Annotated in this window: 21 protein-coding genes; 12 read left to right on the forward strand and 9 right to left on the reverse strand. The window is 39.1% G+C overall.

The features are described 5' to 3' along the window. Nucleotides 1-97: 97 nt before the first annotated feature. On the reverse strand, nt 98-724 hold the full coding sequence (locus tag B0G92_RS03975) for a thymidine kinase (RefSeq protein ID WP_056067776.1): 627 nt from the start codon (nt 722-724) through the stop codon (nt 98-100). Between the two features lie 101 nt (nt 725-825). On the opposite strand from B0G92_RS03975, the gene B0G92_RS16585 reads away from it, so the two are divergent. From B0G92_RS16585 to B0G92_RS04005, 6 genes are all read left to right on the forward strand, one after another. After that, complete coding sequence (locus tag B0G92_RS16585; RefSeq protein WP_121366402.1) at nt 826-1,911, forward strand: hypothetical protein; 1,086 nt, start codon at nt 826-828, stop codon at nt 1,909-1,911. Nucleotides 1,912-1,916: 5 nt separating this feature from the next. Beyond that, the gene (gene rsmI / locus B0G92_RS03985; RefSeq protein ID WP_101471167.1) at nt 1,917-2,594 is read left to right on the forward strand and encodes a 16S rRNA (cytidine(1402)-2'-O)-methyltransferase; all 678 of its coding nucleotides are present in this window, start codon (nt 1,917-1,919) and stop codon (nt 2,592-2,594) included. Nucleotides 2,595-2,640: 46 nt separating this feature from the next. Then, nucleotides 2,641-3,108 carry a hypothetical protein gene (locus B0G92_RS03990; RefSeq protein WP_101471168.1) on the forward strand — a complete coding sequence of 156 codons (468 nt, stop codon included), beginning with the start codon at nt 2,641-2,643 and terminating at the stop codon, nt 3,106-3,108. 4 nt (nt 3,109-3,112) lie between these two features. Then, nucleotides 3,113-3,529: an OsmC family protein gene (locus B0G92_RS03995; protein ID WP_101472020.1), complete on the forward strand. Its 417-nt coding sequence runs from the start codon at nt 3,113-3,115 to the stop codon at nt 3,527-3,529. A gap of 71 nt (nt 3,530-3,600) precedes the next feature. Then, nucleotides 3,601-5,298, forward strand: coding sequence for a single-stranded-DNA-specific exonuclease RecJ (gene recJ, locus B0G92_RS04000; RefSeq protein ID WP_101471169.1), 1,698 nt, complete (start codon nt 3,601-3,603; stop codon nt 5,296-5,298). Between the two features lie 155 nt (nt 5,299-5,453). Beyond that, nucleotides 5,454-5,813: a hypothetical protein gene (locus B0G92_RS04005; RefSeq protein WP_056067785.1), complete on the forward strand. Its 360-nt coding sequence runs from the start codon at nt 5,454-5,456 to the stop codon at nt 5,811-5,813. On the opposite strand, the gene B0G92_RS04010 is transcribed toward B0G92_RS04005, so the two are convergent. Then, nucleotides 5,810-6,559 (reverse strand): UDP-2,3-diacylglucosamine diphosphatase, encoded by a 750-nt coding sequence (locus B0G92_RS04010; protein WP_371417538.1) that lies wholly within the window; start codon nt 6,557-6,559, stop codon nt 5,810-5,812. The genes B0G92_RS04005 and B0G92_RS04010 overlap by 4 nt on opposite strands. 67 nt (nt 6,560-6,626) lie before the next feature. Then, complete coding sequence (locus B0G92_RS04015; RefSeq protein WP_056067789.1) at nt 6,627-7,220, reverse strand: HupE/UreJ family protein; 594 nt, start codon at nt 7,218-7,220, stop codon at nt 6,627-6,629. Between the two features lie 130 nt (nt 7,221-7,350). Here B0G92_RS04015 and B0G92_RS04020 point away from each other — a divergent pair, with 130 nt between their 5' ends. Then, entirely contained in the window at nt 7,351-7,782 is a 432-nt protein-coding gene (locus tag B0G92_RS04020; RefSeq protein WP_056067790.1) for a tellurite resistance TerB family protein, read from the forward strand. A gap of 41 nt (nt 7,783-7,823) precedes the next feature. Here the strand turns inward: B0G92_RS04020 and fbp are convergent, their stop codons facing one another. Continuing rightward, nucleotides 7,824-8,837, reverse strand: a complete 1,014-nt coding sequence (gene fbp / locus B0G92_RS04025; RefSeq protein ID WP_056067792.1) for a class 1 fructose-bisphosphatase — start codon at nt 8,835-8,837, stop codon at nt 7,824-7,826. A 247-nt stretch (nt 8,838-9,084) separates the two neighbouring features. Here fbp and B0G92_RS04030 point away from each other — a divergent pair, with 247 nt between their 5' ends. The 4 genes from B0G92_RS04030 (at nt 9,085) to B0G92_RS04045 (ending at nt 15,066) form a co-directional block, all read left to right on the forward strand. After that, nucleotides 9,085-9,591 carry a GNAT family N-acetyltransferase gene (locus B0G92_RS04030; protein ID WP_101471171.1) on the forward strand — a complete coding sequence of 169 codons (507 nt, stop codon included), beginning with the start codon at nt 9,085-9,087 and terminating at the stop codon, nt 9,589-9,591. Between the two features lie 122 nt (nt 9,592-9,713). Next, a complete protein-coding gene (locus tag B0G92_RS04035; RefSeq protein ID WP_056067797.1) occupies nt 9,714-10,976 on the forward strand; it encodes an aspartate kinase in 1,263 nt (420 codons plus the stop codon). Nucleotides 10,977-11,114: 138 nt separating this feature from the next. After that, nucleotides 11,115-14,522: a hypothetical protein gene (locus tag B0G92_RS04040; protein ID WP_101471172.1), complete on the forward strand. Its 3,408-nt coding sequence runs from the start codon at nt 11,115-11,117 to the stop codon at nt 14,520-14,522. A gap of 55 nt (nt 14,523-14,577) precedes the next feature. Next, complete coding sequence (locus tag B0G92_RS04045) at nt 14,578-15,066, forward strand: hypothetical protein (protein ID WP_101471173.1); 489 nt, start codon at nt 14,578-14,580, stop codon at nt 15,064-15,066. Between the two features lie 174 nt (nt 15,067-15,240). On the opposite strand, the gene abc-f is transcribed toward B0G92_RS04045, so the two are convergent. The 5 genes from abc-f to B0G92_RS04070 all read right to left on the reverse strand — a co-directional run bounded on the left by abc-f (nt 15,241) and on the right by B0G92_RS04070 (nt 19,336). Next, on the reverse strand, nt 15,241-16,836 hold the full coding sequence (gene abc-f / locus B0G92_RS04050) for a ribosomal protection-like ABC-F family protein (RefSeq protein WP_101471174.1): 1,596 nt from the start codon (nt 16,834-16,836) through the stop codon (nt 15,241-15,243). Nucleotides 16,837-16,985: 149 nt separating this feature from the next. Further along, entirely contained in the window at nt 16,986-17,279 is a 294-nt protein-coding gene (locus B0G92_RS04055) for a hypothetical protein (protein ID WP_101471175.1), read from the reverse strand. Between the two features lie 184 nt (nt 17,280-17,463). Further along, nucleotides 17,464-18,447 (reverse strand): aldo/keto reductase, encoded by a 984-nt coding sequence (locus B0G92_RS04060; protein WP_101471176.1) that lies wholly within the window; start codon nt 18,445-18,447, stop codon nt 17,464-17,466. Nucleotides 18,448-18,449: 2 nt separating this feature from the next. Then, nucleotides 18,450-18,737, reverse strand: coding sequence for a putative quinol monooxygenase (locus tag B0G92_RS04065; protein WP_101471177.1), 288 nt, complete (start codon nt 18,735-18,737; stop codon nt 18,450-18,452). Nucleotides 18,738-18,742: 5 nt separating this feature from the next. Continuing rightward, nucleotides 18,743-19,336, reverse strand: a complete 594-nt coding sequence (locus B0G92_RS04070) for an NAD(P)H-dependent oxidoreductase (RefSeq protein ID WP_101471178.1) — start codon at nt 19,334-19,336, stop codon at nt 18,743-18,745. Nucleotides 19,337-19,437: 101 nt separating this feature from the next. Here B0G92_RS04070 and B0G92_RS04075 point away from each other — a divergent pair, with 101 nt between their 5' ends. Continuing rightward, on the forward strand, nt 19,438-20,334 hold the full coding sequence (locus B0G92_RS04075) for a LysR family transcriptional regulator (protein ID WP_056067809.1): 897 nt from the start codon (nt 19,438-19,440) through the stop codon (nt 20,332-20,334).

The raw sequence follows: 20,334 nt of genomic DNA on the forward strand, positions 1-20,334 counted from the left end.
TTTTAAAGCTAGGTTAAAGGTAGCGATTTTAGACGATTCACAGGAAGAATGATAATAGAAACAAAAAGGAAAACGGGTTATTTTATGTCTGAAACAATTATTTGTTTTCTTTCTTTTTGGCAAAAAAGCCTTCTTCTTTTTCCTGTAATTCTTTCATCGCATTAAAATAGGCTGCACGGCTTAAAGGTTCATATTCTTCTGTTTCGCCAAGCATCACCAAATTGTCGTTATTGGCTTTTCGGAAGCTGTAATTGGCAAGGTTTCCGGTGCGGGTGCATACGGCATGGACTTTTGTGACATATTCTGCCGTAGCCATAAGAGCGGGCATCGGGCCAAAAGGATTGCCTTTGAAATCCATGTCCAGTCCGGCCACAATCACGCGTATTCCGGAATTGGCGAGGTCATTGCAGACCGAAACAATTTCATCGTCAAAAAACTGTGCTTCGTCAATGCCAATCACTTCACAGCCCTGAGCCAATATGCGGATGTTGGCGGCAGCAGGAACCGGAGTTGAGCGTATTTCGTTAGAATCGTGCGAAACGACCATTTCGTCATGGTAGCGCGTATCGATTGCAGGCTTGAAAATTTCTACTTTCTGCTTGGCAAATTGTGCTCTTTTCAGACGGCGGATAAGCTCTTCGGTCTTTCCCGAAAACATTGAACCGCAGATTACTTCAATCCAGCCAAATTGTTCTTTATGATTTACTGTATTTTCGAGAAACATTTTGTATTTTTCAGCCTTAAAAAGGATTAGTTTTTTTTACTTTGTGCTGAAAACAAATTTATTAAAAAACCCTTGCTTTACTCAATATAATATCAAAAGTTATGAAGAAAAAATTAGAGGCCGAGTTAATCAGCATAGCACACAGGATTTTGAAGCTGAAAAATAAATCTGAATTGATTCAGCTCCATCAGGAAAGCCAAAAATTGTATGAAAAACTATCTGTATTGCTGTTTGTAGAAGAGAATTTTACAGGGTCGCAGCCAACAATTGGCAGGTCTGAGGCTTATGAAGTTTTGGAAACCGCTTTTGATAATGATGAGGTTCCTGGAAAAATTGAAATGGATGTACAGGAAGAAATTGCTTTGGAAGCTGAAAAAACAATAGAAGAAGCACCAAAAGAAGAAATACAGGAAGAAAAAGCGCCTGAAGAAGAAAAAACAACTGCTGAAAAAATAAAAGAGGCAGAAGAGGAAGTGGCTAATGAACCGGAATCTGAACAGGAAAAAGTGGTAGTGGGCGAAATTGAACTTTCTGATGAAGAAATGGAAGAGGAGGAACCTGTTGAGAAAGAAGAGGAAGAAGAACCCGCAATAGAAGAACCTGAAGAAGAGGAGGAAGAAAAAGCTTCTGAAGAAATAAAAGAAGAAGCAAAAGAAGAATTGGCAGAACCGGCTTTTGAATTGGCTTTTGATAAAAAGGAGGATGTTGAAGAAGTAGCAAAAGAGTCAGGACACCAGATAATTTTTGAGGATTTCTTAGGTTCGGATTATAAAGACCTTGAATTTGTAAAGGCGGAAATCGAAGAAAAGCACAGGCATGACCACGATGAAGAGCCTGTCGCAGAAGAAACCAAGGAAGAAGTAAAAGAAGAAATTGTAGAAGAAGTCAAAGCAGAAGAGCCTCAAAAGATAGAAGAGCCTGTTGCGGAAACTCCAAAACCGGCTGTTGAAAAAGTAACCAAAGGAATTACGATTGGGCTAAACGACAGGGTTGGTTTTGTAAACCATCTTTTTGGCGGTAGTAATGAAGATTTCAACAGGGTACTGTCACAGTTGAACACCTTTGATACTTTCCAGGATGCTAAGAATTTTATCGAAGATTTAGTAAAGCCGGACTATAACGAATGGAAAGGCAAGGAAGATTATGCCGAGCGTTTCCTTGAAGTGGTAGAGAACAAGTTTAAATAATCCGGATGTCAAAATTATATTTAGTTCCAACACCTATCGGGAATCTTGAAGATATGACATTCAGGGCTATAAAAGTCCTGAAGGAAGTCGACCTGATTCTGGCAGAAGATACCCGCAACAGCGGCAAGCTGCTAAAACATTTCGAGATTGGAACGCACATGCAGAGCCATCATATGCACAACGAGCATAAAACGGTGGAAAATCTGATTGCAAGACTAAAGTCAGGTGAAACGATTGCCCTGATTTCGGATGCTGGTACGCCTGCTATTTCTGATCCGGGCTTTCTGCTGACACGGGCTTGTGTAGAAAATAATATTGAAGTAGAATGTCTACCCGGAGCAACTGCTTTTGTTCCGGCTTTGGTCAACAGCGGCCTGCCAAATGACAAATTTGTTTTTGAAGGTTTTTTGCCGGACAAGAAAGGAAGGCAGACACGTTTTCTGGCTTTGGCAGAAGAAACCCGAACCATGATTTTATACGTTTCACCTCATAAATTGGTTAAGACTTTGGCAGAATTTATCCAATATTTTGGCGCTGACCGGCCGGTTTCGGTTTCACGCGAATTGACCAAATTGCATGAAGAAACGGTTCGCGGCACAGCTACAGAAGTTTTGAAACATTTTGAAGCCAAACCTCCAAAAGGCGAAATTGTTGTTATTGTTGGAGGAAAAAGCAATAAATAATACTCGTCAAAAATATTTCTTAAGAAAGTATTTTAGCCTTTAAAATATGGAGTTTACAATAAAAGGTGAATTTTACAGCGGGTTAAATGTCTATAAAAATAATGAGCTGCTCCTGTATTCAAAATTTAATCATCGATGGTTTAGGGGAGATTTGATTTCTGTTTTTGATAAAGACGATAATCTGTTGATTGAAGTATCTGAAAGTGGAATGTGGGATGATAAGTATCTGATACGTTATCAGAATAAAGATCTTTTAGCAACTATATTGTTTCTATCACGTAACGAAATTATGTTTTCGGGGAATATCAAATTTAAACTTTCTCAAACTTGGATTATTTTGTTAAACCCTTTTGCTAAAATATATTATGAAGAGAAAGAAATAGCGAGAGTCAATTTAAAGAGATTTATGACTATCCGGCAATTTTCTCTACAGTTGAAAGATGAAAATTTTATTTATATAGATAATCTGTTGATTTATTTTCTTTTAAATCAGACAAGCAATAATTTTGGATAAAACTATGGCAACACACCACGTAACTACAAAATGGCTGGGCGACATGGCTTTTGAAGCCACCAATCCCGGAGGAACAATAAAAATGGATTCAGATCCGGAATATGGCGGACATGACGACGGACTTCGCCCAAAAGCCATGATGCTGGCTTCTTTGGCAGGCTGTACCGGAATTGATATTGCTTCTCTGGTAAAAAAGATGAAGGTGGATATTGATACCTTCACGATTGAAGTGGAAGGCGACCTGACGGAAGAACATCCGAAATTTTACCATACGGTTCGTGTCGATTACCATTTTTACGGATTGAATCTCGACCAAACCAAACTTCAGAAAATTGTAGACCTATCCGTTGAAAAATATTGTGGCGTGATGGAAATGTTCCGTCATTTTGCAAAGGTAGAAGTTAGAATATTGTATCATTAATAGAGTTGCTAAGCTGCTAAGGTTCTAAGACCTTAGCACCTTAGCGCCTTAGCACCTTAGCACCTTAAAACATGCGCTGGAACCTTAAACCTACACCCGATTCAGAAAAAATTAAAAGCCTGCAGGATTCCTTAAACATTGATGAACTTATTGCAACGTTGCTCCTGCAACGAGGTATTGAAACCTTTGAACAGGCCCGGCAGTTTTTCCGGCCAAAGTTAGAAGACCTGCACGACCCGTATCTCATGAAAGATATGGATAAGGCAGTGGCTCGTATTGAAAAGGCCATTGAAAAACAGGAAAATATTCTGGTTTTTGGAGATTATGATGTTGATGGTACTACGGCAGTATCATTGGTCTCTTCCTATTTGAAAAGTTTTTATCCTAATGTCGATACTTATATTCCGGACCGTTATGACGAAGGTTATGGCGTTTCTTTTAAAGGTATCGATTATGCGGATGATAATGGGATTACGCTGATTATTGCACTGGATTGTGGCATCAAGTCTATAGACCATGTAGCGTATGCCAAAGAAAAAAACATCGATTTTATCATATGCGACCACCACAGGCCGGGAGATACATTGCCGGACGCGGTTGCTGTTTTAGACCCGAAACGCGAAGATTGCCATTATCCGTATGACGAATTGTGCGGTTGCGGTATCGGTTTTAAGCTATTGCAGGCATTGGCCAAAAACAGAAACCAGACTATAGATGATTTGCGTCCGTATCTGGATTTGGTGGCAACGGCTATTGGCGCTGATATTGTTCCGATAACGGGTGAAAACAGAGTTTTGGCCAAATTCGGGTTGGAAGTTATTAATTCAAATCCACGACCGGGTTTTAAGGCAATCACCCAAAACCTCAAGAAAAAAAACCTTACCATTACGGATGTCGTTTTTATATTGGCGCCACGAATCAATGCAGCAGGCAGAATAAAACATGGCAATTATGCCGTTAAATTACTCACAGAATTCGGAATTGAAGAAGCAGAAGCCTTTGCAAAAGAACTGGAAGTTTTTAACGCTGATAGAAAAGAATTAGACAAACAGATTACTTCAGAAGCCTTACTCCAGATTATAGAAAATCAGGAAGAACACAGATATTCCACAGTGGTATACAAGGAAGACTGGCACAAAGGAGTTATTGGGATTGTGGCTTCACGCCTGATTGAAACCTATTACCGTCCGACTTTAGTATTTACCAAAAGTGGCAATAAGCTGGCCGCATCTGCCCGTTCTGTCAAAGATTTTGATGTTTACAATGCATTGGAAGCCTGTTCTGAATATTTGTTGCAGTTTGGCGGGCACATGTATGCCGCCGGATTGACTTTGGAAGAAGCACAATTCGAGAATTTTAAGGCACAGTTTGAAAAAGTGATTTCGGAAACTATTTCGGAAGAGTTAAGGACTCCTGAAATTCTGATTGATGCCATAATCAACCTGAACGATATTACCGAAAAATTTGTCCGCATTTTAAATCAATTTGAGCCTTTCGGGCCTATGAACATGATGCCGGTTTTTATGACGGAAAATTTGAGAGATACCGGTTACGGAAAAAGAATTGGCAGTGATGAAAGCCACTTGAGGCTTTTTGTAAAGCAAGACGATTCAGAAGGTTATGGTGCCATAGGATTTGGAATGGGGAATAAGTTTGAACTTACTCAAAATCAGCAACCATTCGATGCAGTCTACTCACTTGAAGAAAACGAATTTAATGGAAACGTCAGCCTGCAGCTAAGGCTTCGGGATATCAAAGGCAAAGAATAGACTATACGGTAAGCATATTAGAAACTTTGCGCCTCTGCGCCTTTGCGTGCCATTATTTTCTCGCAAAGAGACAAAGACGCCAAGAAAAAATTTTATGAAAATTTAATTTAGAACGATTTTAAATAATTCTTATATTTGTTCGAAACAATTCAGTTATGAAAGAAATCGAGCAAATCTATTTTAATGACTTTGGTGTCGCTTTCCATTGGAAAAAAGAGCAGAAGGTGTTGAAAAACAAAATACAACTGGTTTTTAAGGAAACAGGCTTCTATCTTTCAAAAGAAGAACTGAATTATTTTGCGGAAACGATTGATGCGACTTGCTATGAGGTCAATGCTAATTGTGACACCTGCGAGTTCAAAAGAAAATGCCACAAATTTTTACTGAAAACACCCGTGCAACAGATTGATTTGGCCGTTTCCGTCAATGAATTGATGCAGATTAAAGACCTGGTAGAAGGCACCCTGTTCCAAATCCAATTAAAAGATTATCTGGATGAAATCTGCCAGAATTAAGATTTGTATTCTTTTAGTTCGAAAGTAGTTCCGTCAAATACGCCGTAGGTAAAATAGCCAATCCAATCCCCCAGATTTATATAGGTAGCATTTTCGCCAACTTTTATAGTCATAGGAAGATGCCGGTGTCCAAATACAAAATAATCGTAATGTTTGGTTTCCAGTTTTCGTTTGGAGTATTGTACCAGCCATTCATTATCCTCGCCTAAAAAACGAACGTCTTCTGCTCCGGAAATCAATTTGTTTTTTACAGAAAGATGTTGTGCCAGTTTCACACCCAAATCGGGATGAAGCCATCTGAAAAGCCATTTTGAAAAAGGATTGGTAAACACTTTTTTCATTCTTTTATAGCCCTTGTCGCCGGGGCCTAATCCGTCACCGTGGCCAATCAAAAAATGTTTGTCGTTGAATGTGAATTCTTTTGTAGTATGGTAAACAGGAATATTAAGTTCTTTCTCAAAATAGTCACTCATCCATAAATCGTGATTGCCTACAAAAAAATAAACCGGAATGCCGCTGTCGCGAATTTCAGCTAATTTGCCCAAAACGCGAACAAATCCTTTCGGAACTACGGTTTTGTATTCAAACCAAAAATCAAACAAGTCACCTAATAGGAATAATGCAGTTGCATCTTTTTTGATTTCATCAAGCCAGGCTACAAATTTCTGCTCTCTTGGAAAACTTAATTCAGGCGTTGGCGCTCCAAAATGCTGGTCGGAAGCAAAATATATTTTAGTGTCTGCCACGTTTATTCAATTAAAATCCAAAGATAAGAAAGATTGCGCACTTAACAGGATATGGCGCTTTCTTCTTTTACCTTCCCCAGATTTCACTTTCAATAACCATCGGGATAACGACACCTATAACAAAAGAAGACATGACGAGCGTCCAGTCGCGTTTGGAAAAACGGAAAACAGTCTGTACAATGTAGGACAGAATCAGCACGATAAGAACCACAATAATCTGTGCGGCTTCAATACCTAATGCAAATTCCAGTAACGGAAGCAATTTGTCAGAAGAATTTCCCGGAAGGATGGTGTTGAAATAATTTGAGAATCCCAATCCGTGAATGATTCCGAAGAAAAGCGTTACGATAGCGATAAAGCTGATACTTTCCTTTTTTGAATTTTTTCCGGCAGTAAAAAGATGGAAAACGGCCGTGATTAATATGGTGATTGGAATTAGAAACTCAACAAGATTGACCTTGATTTGTACAAAGCCATATACAGAAAGCAATAATGACATGGTATGCCCCACAGTAAAAAGAGTGACCAGAAGCAATACTCTTTTCCAGTCCTTAAAAGCATAAGGAATTGTCAATGCGATTAAAAACAAGACATGGTCGTAGGCGTTGATGTCTAAAACATGACGTAATCCTGTGTTGAAGTAAATCCAAAACTCAGACATATATAGATATTTTTGATTGGGATTTCAAACATACGATATATTTTGGAAAGAGTTTATTTCTGTTAAGAAAAGTCAGCAATTTATGCCGTTAAAATAGAAATAGAATTATATTTGCAAAAAATATATAATTATGTCAATTTCAGATTTATTTGATAGCGGATTTAAAAATAGAAATAAAGGACATTTCGCTTCTATCGTGAGAGTTGCAATGGAAAACGGGCACTTAAGCGAGGAAGAAAGACACTTCTTGGACAAACTGGCCATGCAATTGGAGATTTCTTCTGAAGAGTATGCTGAAATTCTTGCCAATCCGATGAAATACCCAATCAATCCTCCTTACTTGCACACGCAAAGACTGGAGCGTTTGTATGACCTTTCAAGGATGGTATATGCCGACCACGTTTTAGGTCCAAAACAAAAAGAAATCCTTACCCGATTTGCTCTGGCATTAGGATTTACTCCAGGAAACGTACATTACATTGTTGACAAAGCACTTTCATTGCTTGTCCTGGGTGTAGATTTGGACACTTTCCTTTTCGAAATGACTCACATGAATAAATAAAAAAAAGCTCCAATCGGAGCTTTTTTTTATGCCTGTGCTTTTTATTTTTCGCTTGCTATTCTCATAAATTCTTCTGCCTTTTCTACCATGTTGTAGCTGCCACAAAAGAATGGAACACGCTGGTGCAATTCTGTTGGCTGGATTTCCATAATCCTTCCAAAACCGTCAGAAGCCTTACCGCCTGCCTGTTCTGCCAGGAACGCCATCGGGTTGCATTCATACAGAAGACGTAATTTTCCGCTAGGAGCTTTAGAGCTTGTCGGATAAATGTAAATTCCTCCCTTAATCATATTCCTGTGGATGTCAGAAACCAGACTTCCTATATAACGGGAAGTATACGGTCTGTCACCTTCTTCTAACTGGCAGTATTTGATGTAATCTTTTACGCCTTGTGGAAAGTGCACATAATTTCCTTCGTTGATAGAATAAATCTTACCGTCTTTTGGAAATTTCATGTTTGGGTGTGAAAGATAGAAAGTACCAATGGCAGGATTCAGTGTAAATCCGTTGACACCACGTCCGGTAGTGTACACCAGCATGGTTGATGTGCCATAAATTACATATCCGGCAGCTACCTGATTAACACCCGGCTGAAGAAAATCTTCTATAGTTACAGGCGTCCCTATTGGTGTTATTCTTCTGTAAACCGAAAAAATGGTTCCAACAGAAACATTCACATCAATATTGGATGAACCATCAAGTGGGTCCATCAATACGACATATTTGTTATTGTGGCATTCGTCCTTACCTTTAATCGTAATGAAATCATCACTTTCTTCTGAAGCAATACCACATACGATTTCACGGTTGATAAGCGTCTGTATGAAAGTTTCGTTGGCAAAAACGTCCAATTTTTGCTGGTCCTCTCCCTGTATATTCTGTTCGCCGGCAGCGCCCACAATATCTACCAATCCGGCCTTGTTCACTTTGTAGTTAACGACCTTAGCGGCCAATCGGATGGAGTTGATTAATCTGGATAATTCTCCGGAAGAATATTGGAAATCTTCCTGTTTTTCAATAATAAATTCCCCTAATGTTTTATTGCGTTCCTCCATTACTATATCGTTGTAGTTGTGGTGCAAATATCGTTCATAAATTCTATAATTTTAGAGTAGGCAGTAAAAAAATATTATAAACAAATGTTATAAATATAAATAAATGTTATTTTTGCACAACTTTAAAAGAGGCGGTAAGATTGGATTATTTAAAGAATTTTGAGAAAAGAAATGTCCTGAATTGTGCAGTTGGACAAGCTTTTAATATATTCGCTGTAAAAATCGAAACAGAGAAAAGAATAAAGAAATGATAATCAGAAGAGGAACTGAAAACGATATGAAAGCCGTTTTAGCCCTGATTCAGGAACTCGCAGTTTTTGAAAAAGAGCCGGAAGCTGTGGTAGTGACAAAAGAAGATTTAATCCGGGATGGTTTTGGGAGCAATCCGCTGTTCCATACTTTTGTAGCAGAACTGGACGGTGAAATTATAGGCATGGCGTTGTACTATTACCGATTTTCTACATGGAAAGGAAAGACTATCCATCTCGAAGATTTGATTGTTACTGAAAAAAGCAGAGGTACAGGAGCCGGAATGGCACTGTATTCTGAAATTATAAAAGAAGGAGAAAGAGAAAATGTACGCCGCATCGAATGGAATGTCCTGAACTGGAATACGCCCGCTATCGAATTTTATGAGAAATCCGGAGCAAAAGTCTTATCAGACTGGCGCGTTGTCCATATGGATGAACAAGGAATTGATGATTTTTTAAAAGGTCAAAAGTCTAAGGTTGAAAGTCGAACGTCAAAAGTTTAAGGTCGAAAGTTAAAAGTCGAATGCGAAGCTGAAAGCGATAGGCCATAAGCAGTAAGTCAAAAATCTAAAATCAGAAATCTAAAATCATAAATCAAAGGTCAAAAATCTGAAATCAAAAATCAATGAGAGTATTTAAATTTGGAGGTGCTTCAGTAAAAGATGCCAATGGCATTAAAAATGTATACGATGTCTTGCAACAGGTTGGCTATGATGATGTCTTGCTTGTTGTTTCGGCTATGGGAAAAACAACAAATGCTTTGGAAGTCGTCATAAAGAACTACTTTGAAAGGTCGGCCGAGCTGCAATCGTCCCTACAGGATGTCAAGAAATACCACAACCAGATTTTGCTTGATTTGTTTGAAGATGATAAAAATGCCGTATTCACAGCCATCAATCAGCTTTTTTCGGATTTGGAAGGCTTCCTGAAAAGCAACAAATCGCCAAACTATAATTTTGTTTACGACCAGATTGTCAGCTTTGGGGAGATAATTTCGACGACTATCATCAGCCACTATTTCAATTACAGGGGATTGAAAAACCAATGGCTTGATGTGCGTAATTTTATAAAAACAGACACGACCTATCGTGATGCCATTGTAGATTGGGAGCAAACGCAAAAACTGATTTCTAAAAACGTAAAGAAAAAAGTACTCAATATTACCCAGGGATTTTTAGGCTCTGATGAAAATAACTTTACAACGACTTTAGGACGTGAAGGTTCAGATTATACGGCAGCGATTTTTGCCTATTGCCTGAATGCGGAAAGCGTTACCATCTGGAAAGATGTGCCAGGTGTTATGAATGCCGACCCGAGATATTTTGAAAATGCGACACTCCTAAACCAGATTTCATATCGCGAAGCTATAGAACTTGCCTTTTACGGAGCTACCGTCATCCACCCTAAAACATTGCAGCCGCTACAGCGAAAAGAAATCCCGTTGTTTGTAAAATCATTCCTGAATCCGTCATTGCCGGGAACCAGCGTAAGCAAAGGGGCTGATTTGGAACCGCACCTGCCTTGTTTTATCGTAAAAAAAGAACAGCTGCTTATTTCGCTTTCTTCTATAGATTTCTCATTTATCATGGAAGAAAATATCAGCGAAATTTTCGGGCTTTTGCACCAATACAAAATGAAAGTGAGCCTGATTCAGAACTCGGCAATCAGTTTCTCGGTTTGTATTGAAGACAAATTCGGTAATTTCAACGACCTGAAAAATGTGCTTTCAAAGAAATTCAAAGTTTCCTATAATGAAAATGTTTCGCTTTATACCATTCGCCATTTCAATGAAAAAGCTTCAGAAATGGTTGAAAAAGGAAAACAGGTATTGCTTAAGCAGGTGAGCAGGGAAACTATGCAGATTGTTACCAAAGAAACCACCAACTAATTTTTTTATAAACCACGCGTCATCGGGAGTAACGGATTACGATACTCCCGATTTTTATTTGCTTGCCTCTGAAGAACCCGGCTCTTGAAATTATTGGTTTATAAATACTACTTTTGAGCTTTCGGAGTTATAGTATTTATGTTGAAAAAATTGCTTTTTCTGGTTTTAACAGGCTTTGTTTCCGGACTTTCTGCCCAGGAAGTCAAATCGCCGTATAAAAACCGGAAGATTACGGCTTCAAAAGATACGGTACGTATTGACAGCGTAAGCATTAGCAGTTCGTTTTTCAAGCTACAGGACAGGGAAGGAAATGATATCGATACAACTTATTATAAGGTTGATTTCCAGAAAAGTATACTTGTTTTTAAGAATGATTTCAAATCTGAAGACACGCTGACACTACGCTATTTCAGCTATCCTGAATATCTTACCCGGAAATACAGCATTTATGACGACAGCCGTGTCGTCAGTAATGAAGCCGGAAAAGGGAATCTTTATAAAGTTTCCCGGGACCCGATAAGCACTTTTAAACCTTTTGACGGATTAAACACATCAGGAAGCATTACGAGAGGCATTACGATTGGTAATAACCAGAATTCTGTAGTCAATTCCAATCTGGATTTGCAGATTACCGGAAAGATTTCGGACAAGGTGAGTTTGAGAGCCTCCATTCAGGACAGTAATATTCCTTTGCAGGAAGGCGGCTATTCGCAAAAACTGGATGAATTCGACCAGATTTTTATTGAGCTTTTCAGCGATAAATGGAATATTCGGGCCGGTGATTTGTTTTTGGAAAACAGGCAATCCCGATTTCTGAATTTCAACAAAAAAGTACAAGGGCTTTCGGCTAATTTCACTTTTGGAACACCCGAAAATAAAACCAATGTTTTTGCATCGGCTGCTCTGGTTCGGGGACAATACGCCCGAAGTTCGTTTACAGGACAAGAAGGAAACCAGGGACCCTACAAGCTGCAAGGACCTAATGGCGAATTGTATATTCTGGTTATTTCCGGTTCAGAACGTGTTTTTGTCAACGGAATCCTGTTGACACGAGGTGAAAACAACGATTATACGATAGATTACAATGCAGGTGAAATTATCTTTACTTCGCTGTTTCCAATTACTTCCGAAATGAGGATTAATGTCGAATATCAATATTCGGATAGAAACTATACGCGTTTCGTGACCTATGCGGGAGCCATGCACGAGCAGGAAAAGTGGAGCTTGGGTGGATATTTATATTCAGAGAATGACGTGAAAAACCAGCCACTGCAACAAAACCTTTCTGCAGAACAGGTGGAAGTGTTGAAAGAAGCAGGCGACAATTCTGCTGCAATGACAGCACCATCGGCTTATGTAGACAGCTATTCCGAAAATAAGATATTGTACAGAAAAACAACCATTGGTGGTGTTGAGGTCTTTGAATTCTCAAACAACCCCACTGATGAGTTGTACAATGTGCGGTTTTCTCTCGTAGGTGCTAATCAGGGAAATTACAGGCTTTCGAATACGGCCACAATAGGAAGAGTATATGAATATGTTCCGCCCGTAAACGGTATTCCTCAAGGAAATTATGAGCCTATAATCCGATTGGTTGCACCAACCAAAATCCAGATTGCTACCATTTTGGGGAAATACAAGCCAAGCGAAAAAACACTGGTCGATTTTGAATTAGGCGTAAGCAACAACGATTTGAACCTGTTTTCTTCAAAAGACGATAACGATAACCAGGGATTGGCCGGAAAAATTTATGCCAAGCAAAGACTGTTTTCAAAAAAATGGCAACTGGATGCTTTTGCCAACTATCAATTTGTGCAAAAGCAGTTCCGAACCATTGAGCGTTTATTTACGATTGAGTTTGACCGCGACTGGAACCTGACCAATCCGATTGGAAACCAGAGCCTGCTTATTTCCGGTTTGAATTTTATCCTTCCCAATAAAGGAAATGCAAGATACCAATTGGAAAAACTTGATTTTTCGGAAAGTTTTTCGGGTACCAGACATGTTGTTGACGGTTCTTTCCGATTTAAAAATTTTACTTTTCAGAACAACGGGAGTATATTAAAAAGTGATAGCAATTACTCCGAATCAAAATTTATCAGAAACCAGACACAGGCGCGTTACCATTTTGGTAAGAACTGGGTAGGAGGCACTTTCAGGCTGGAAGACAATGAAGAAAAGATTAAGGAAACCGGACAGTTTTCTGCCTTGAGCCAAAAGTTTAATGAGTTTGGATTTTTTACCGGACGCGGCGATAGTACAAAAGTATATGTGGAATTGGGCTATCTGCAACGTTCCAATGACAGTTTGGTTAACGGATTTGTAAAAAAGGTCAATACGTCCAATTCGTATTATCTGAAGTCAAGATTGATGAAAACCGAAAAAAGCGACCTTTCATTGTTTGTCAACTACAGGAATTTGAAATTTGAAGACCCCACGAGAAAAAATGAACCATCCTTAAATTCGAGATTACTCTATAATGACCGTTATTTTGACCAGTTAATTCAGGTTACCACAACCTATGAAACCACCTCAGGAACCATTCCGCAACAGGAATTTACCTATCTGAAAGTAGAACCGGGACGGGGCGTTTACACCTGGATTGATTATAACAATAACGGAATTCAGGAATTGGAAGAGTTTGAAGTTGCCAAGTTTGCAGACCAGGCAGAATACGTAAGGATTTTTCTTCCCAACCAGATTTTTATCAAAACGCACCAGAACAAATTTTCACAGTCTGTGATACTGAATGCCAACCAATGGCAAAACGAAAAAGGATTCAGAAAATTTTTATCCTATTTCTATAACCAGACTTCTTTTCTTGTGGACCGAAAGATTGTCCGCGATAGCGATAATTTTGACCTGAATCCGTTTTCTTCGGGCGAGAAAAATTTATTGGGCTTAAATTCCAGTTTCAGAAACAGCTTATTTTATAACCGGGGGAAACAAGACCATTCCCTGACCTATACTTATTTGAGAAATAGGGCAAAGACATTACTTTCTGTAGGTTCGCAGGAAAGCAATAACCGTTCACATCAGATTCAATATGCCCATCTGGTCAAAAAAAGCTGGCTTTTAGGATTTATGGGCAAAACAATCGAATCAGAATTGTATTCGGAAAATTATGTGAGTAAAAATTTTGAATTAAAGGGCTACCAACTGGCACCAAAAATTTCTTATCTGTTTTCAAGAAATGCAAGCTGGGATTTATTTTATGAATATCAGGATAAGGACAATAAAATTAATGATAAGGAAGCCTTACAACAACATCGGGTAGGGACATCATTTACCTATTCATCAGAGAAAAAATTTACAATGAATGGCGAATTCTCATTGTACAAGAATGATTTCAGCGGCGATGCGCTGTCACCGGTAGCTTATCAGATGCTGGAAGGATTACAACCGGGGCAAAATTTGACCTGGCGTTTGCTGCTGCAAAAAAACCTGACACAGTTTTTGGATGTTAATGTGAATTATGAAGGAAGAAAAAGTGAAGAAAGCAAAGCTATCCATACCGGAAGCGTACAGCTTAGGGCTTATTTTTAACATGGATAATCCGCTGAAACGTTTATATTTGGAATCTTAATCTAAAAAATGACCCATGAAAACAAAAATAATAGCAGGCTCACTTTTGGCAGTTTCATTATTCATGACCTCATGCAAAAAAGAGTTACAGCCACAGGAAAGTGCGGAACCAACGGAAGCGGTTGCGGCAGATGGAGCAGCAACTCCTGCTGAAGGACAACCGGTGAGCGTGCAGCCACAACAAATGCAGGCTCAACCACAGGTACGGCCACAAGTACAACCACAGCCGGTGGCAACAGCTCCGGGAATGAATCCGCCACACGGACAGCCAGGACACCGTTGTGATATTCAGGTAGGTGCTCCGTTAAATTCGCCTCCGGGCCAAAAACCGGCACCAACTGCGGTAGCACAACCGCAACCGGTAGCCCAGCCTACAGTGACTCCTAATAAAATAACTCCGGTTAATAATGCTGATGTTGTTACCGCACCGGGGATGAATCCGCCACACGGACAGCCGGGACACCGTTGTGATATTGCCGTTGGACAGCCTTTGCCAAAAGCATAAGGGAGAATTAACTTCAATATTAAACCAATAAGACACAGCGTCTTTGCGTGCAATTTTTCTCGCAAAGGCGCTGTGTTGCATTATAATTAGTATCAGAATAGAAAATTCCCAACTATAAAGGATAACCAGTTCATACCCCAATATATTTCCTTAGTGCCTGAGAACCTTAGCGCTTCAGCCCCTAATAACCTCAATAACCCGATTCACTTTAACTTCCTCTAAAAAATATTCATCGTGCGAAACAACTATCAGAGTGCCCTGATATTCGTTAATGGCGGCAGTTAATATTTCCACGTTTTTGATGTCTAAATTATTGGTTGGTTCGTCCAGCAGGATAATATCCGGAGATTGACTGCTAATGGTCAGGCAGCAAAGCAACAGGCGCATCCTTTCGCCACCACTTAAAGTACTGCACGGTTTATCCCAATCTTCTCTTGTAAACAAAAAGCGGTTCAGCCTGATTTTTATTTCGTGTTCCTGCAAGGAAGAAGAATTAAATTGCTGGGCCTGTTCATAAACTTTGAGCTTGTTGTCAAGCAAAGAATAATCCTGGTCAATATAAACGGATTTGTTGTCTGCCCTGTAAACGGTTCCCGTTTGAGGTTCAAAGCTCCCTAAAATCAATTTTATTAAAGTCGTTTTCCCGGAACCGTTTGTTCCTTTTAAGGCAATACGTTCTCCGCTGATAATTTGAAAACTCAGGTTTTCGTTCCAAAGCGGTTGTGTGCTGTAAGTAAAATTGATATTTGTGGCCGTGAACAAAATTTTTCCCTGATGTAAAGAAGAATTGTCGAAACCAAATCGCATCTTATCCATGTCGGGCAAGGAAGAACGGAGTTCCTGCAGGTCTTTTGAAATGCCGCCAATCTTTTCTGCATGCACATTTTTGAGTTTTGAAGTGCTGTTTTCGGCATTGTTTCGTAGCGTATTCATCATAATTTTGGCAACGCCGGCTTTTTCCTGTTTTCCCTTTCCGCGACTGTCTAATTTTTGCTGTCGTTCTACTGTTTCGCGTTCCTTCTCTCTGGCTTTCCGCAATGCTTTTTCCTTGCTTTGTATATCCTGATTCAAAGCATTGTTTTCTATTTCCTTTTGGGCTGTGAAAAATTCGTAATTACCGCCATATACTTTAATTCCGTGTTTGCTCAGTTCGCAAATCGTGTCTAAAAGATTTAGCAATTTCCGGTCATGGCTCACTACAATCAAGGTGCTTTTTGCAGACTGGATAAAGTCGTATAAGAGCTGTCTTCCCAAAATATCAAGATGGTTACTGGGTTCGTCCAGCAAAACCAATTCTGGCTGATGGATTGAAATTCCTGCCAAAAAAACTTTTGTTTTTTGTCCGCCACTCAATGTTTCCATTTTTTGCGACAAGTCCAGGTTGGTGAGCTGCCAATGTTGTAAAGCTTCGTTACAACGGTCTTCAATTGTCCAGTCATCATCCAGCAAGGTGTAATTTTCTTCCGTAACATTTCCACTCAGGATTTCCTGCAGGGCACTGAGTTTGGTTTCAATTTGCAGCGCCTGTGCAATGGTCAGATGATTGTATTGTCCGAATATTTGCGGAATATAATAAGGTTGGGCATCAATAATTCGTTGTCCGCTTACGGGCTGCAATTCGCCGGCAATAATTTTGAGCAACGTAGATTTTCCGGTTCCGTTACTGCCTGTTACTGCTATTTTATTGTGATTGTTTACTGTCAGATTGATATTGCTGAACAGTACCTCTTTGTTGGAGTGTGTATAGGAAATATTCTGTAAAATCAGCATAATTTCTTTCTTTAAAGATTAATGAAAAGACAGACCCCGATGAGGCTCGTCATTTTTAATTATCGGAAAGAAATTATTTTTTACACGTTATCTTCTATTGATTTGAGAGGACAAATATACGAAATGTAATTAACTTCGCTATTCTTAGTTTATGCAAATAGGTAATGTATATTCAGAAGAGAAAAGAAAATACTAAAAGAAACGCTGACAATAAGAAATGCGAATACAAATTTTGGTTTTTGCTGTGACAATACTGCTGCGTTAAATCCCATACAGAATATGGTTACGAAGAATAACTGTATCATGTGCCAGATTGATGTACCGCCCATAAGAATAAACATGGCAGCAATAGCACCAAGACAACTTTGAGCAAGAACACTCAATGTGGTAAAGCCAATAAAACCTCTTTTATAACCTGTCAGATAATCATTGTATGTTTTCATGATAAGATGCTTTAAAATTTATACTGTAAAGGTAAGTATACATTGTATCAGCCTTTTATGATAAAAATCATGTTTTATAAAAATAAAATTACCCATCTTACAATAGAGTAAGACAGGTAAATTTACAACTCTGAAGAGGCATTTCCATTATAGTATTACAATGGAATGTTTCAGGTTTAGAATATTAAATCTGACTGATGGCATCGTTAATGAATTGCATCTCTGTTGGATGAATGGATACATCAACAGATTTTGCATTTTCGATGGCCTGGGTTGCGTTTCTGGCTCCGGCCAAAACCACGCTGATTCCTTGTTGCAATGTCGTCCAGCGTAAAACAAGCTGCGATAAGGAAACATTTTTGCTTTGAGCAATCGGTTCGATTTTGTCGAGAAATGCTTTGACATTACCGGCAGAAAATTGTCCAAAATAGCCATTTCTGTGGTCGTCAGCTTTCAGCTTGGCCTCCTTGAAATACTTCCCTGTCAACAGACCTCTTTCCATTGGACTGTAAGCAATAATACCAATATTGTTTTCGAGCACATATGGAACGATTTCATTTTCGATAGCGCGATTCAGCATGCTAAAAGGAACCTGATTTGATGCTAATCGGATTGTTTTTTGGGCTTCTTTTAGTTGGGTGAGGTCATAATTGCAGACACCGGCGGCACGAATTTTTCCCTGTTCGATAAGAAGATTCAGTGTTTCCATCGTTTCATCAATAGGAGTTGTTGAATCCGGCCAGTGAATTTGGAGCAGGTCGATATAATCTGTGCCCAAACGTTTTAAGCTTTCTTCCAACTCTTTAACAATATTTGCCTTTGAAGCATATTTATATACCGGAAAGGTTTTTCCGTTGCTTTCAGCATCAAAAAAATAATCTCCTTTTCCGTTGTTACTTCCGTCCCAAACCAATCCGAATTTGGTAAGAAGCTGTATTTTATCACGGCTCTTTCCTTTGATAGCTTCGCCTATTAATTCTTCACTTAGTCCCATTCCGTAAAATGGAGCGGTATCTAATGAAGTAACTCCATGGTCTAATGAAGCATGCACGGCTTTGATGGAATCCTGTTTTTCATTGCCTCCCCACATGGTGCCGCCAATTGCAAAGGCACCATACGTGATGGCTGAAAGCTCCAAATCAGAATTTCCCAGTTTTCTATATTCCATTTTTATCCTATTTTTTGTGTTTTATATATAATGACATTGTCTTCCAAAAGAGTTTCAGATGCTTTGACAAACTCCTGAATATAGGGCTGGCTGTTGTGTGCTTCGAGTCCTTTTTCATCGTTCCAGATTTCATGGAAAACAAAAATATTAGGCTCTGTGCTGTTTTGGTGCAGGTCATATTGAAGACAGGCTGTTTCCTTTTTGGAATGAACCGCCATGTTCATCAGTAATGATTTTACGGCATCATTATGTTCCGGTTTGCTTTTTACTATTGCTGTCAGATATATCATGAGGATTAGTTTAAAAAGATGTTGTTCAGGTGTTCATTATACAATGCGATGTCCCTTTCTACGTCGGCATTTTTTTCGATGTCGTGAAAATGTATGCCTTCCAAAGGAACCATTCCTGTAAAAGCATTCATGCGGTGGAAACCAAACATAACACCTTCATCTACATTTTTCTGCTGGAAAAATTCGTCAGGAAGTGTAAAGGCTTCTTTTGGAGCGTTCCAGGAAGTGGTGAGCATGTACTTTCTGCCATGAAGCATTCCGCCAGTTCCATAATTGACAGTTGGATTTGTTGAAGAACGGCCGTCGCTATGGTAAATTCCGGTAGCATGGCCTTCTGTAAATACAACATCGATGTATTGCTTAAAAGTGTGTGGAAGCTGGAACCACCAGATAGGAGTGTGGTAGATGACAACATCGGCCCAGACAAATTTCTCTACTTCTTCGGCTGGGTTATAGTTGTCGTTGATATTGGTCATACGCACTTCAAAATGGGGATTGTTTTTAAAAAAATTAAAGGTTTCCTGTGCAATAGTTTCGTTGAATCTACCACCGGAATGGCCAAATTTTTGACCGCCATTGATTATAAATATCTTTTTCATGATTGTAGTAATTCATTTGATGATGCAAATTTAGGGTGATATTATCTATTATTAAAATAACATAATTCATACCTTTGTATCATAATTATAATAGTTAAATCATGGTAAATCTGGAATGGTACAGGACATTTAAAGCCGTATATAAATCAGGAACACTAACCGGAGCTGCCGAAGTACTGTTTATTTCACAGCCCGGAGTGAGTCTGCATTTGAGTTCGCTGGAAAACTATGTCGGATATAAGCTGTTTGACCGTACGGGACGTAAAATGGTTCCAACGGAAAGAGGGAAAGTGCTTTATAATTTTATTATAGAAGCGTTGACAAAACTGGAAGAGGCCGAAAAGAATTTCCAACGCAGCACGGAAAAGCACACACCTACTATTAGTGTGGGGATGTGTTTCGAAACGTTCCAGATTACGTTGGAGCAATATATTGCGACCTTACCATTTAATGTAATCATTCAATTTGGAGAATACCCCGAAATGGTAGAAAATCTTGAAAAAGGAATCTTGGACATTATCATCACGCCGCAAATGGTTCCAAAAAGCGGAATCGATTACCAGCCTTTTTCATCTGAAACCATAGTGCTGGTGGGTGGCAATGAAACAGACGTACAGACATTTCAGGCCTTGGAAGAAGCAGGTGATTTTGAAGCCGTTGAATTATGGCTGAAGCAGCAAAAGTGGTATGGTACAACCGGAGATATGGAACATTTGAGAAGGTTCTGGCAATTGAACTTCAATAAATATCCTGACTTTCGCCCGAACTATATCGTGCCCAACTTAAATTCTATCGTGCGTTGTCTTAGCAGTGGTCAGGGATTGGCAGTAATACCGGATTTTTTGTGTAAGAAAGATATTGATAGCGGCCAAATCAAGATGATATGGGAGGGAAAAGTACCTCTCAAAAACACGCTTCATTTTGCTACAAGAAAAAAGACAATCTACGCAGACGAGATTGCCCTAATCAAAGAAATATTTATGAAAGTGATGAAATAA

The organism is Flavobacterium lindanitolerans, from assembly GCF_002846575.1.
GTDB classification, from domain to species: domain Bacteria; phylum Bacteroidota; class Bacteroidia; order Flavobacteriales; family Flavobacteriaceae; genus Flavobacterium; species Flavobacterium lindanitolerans.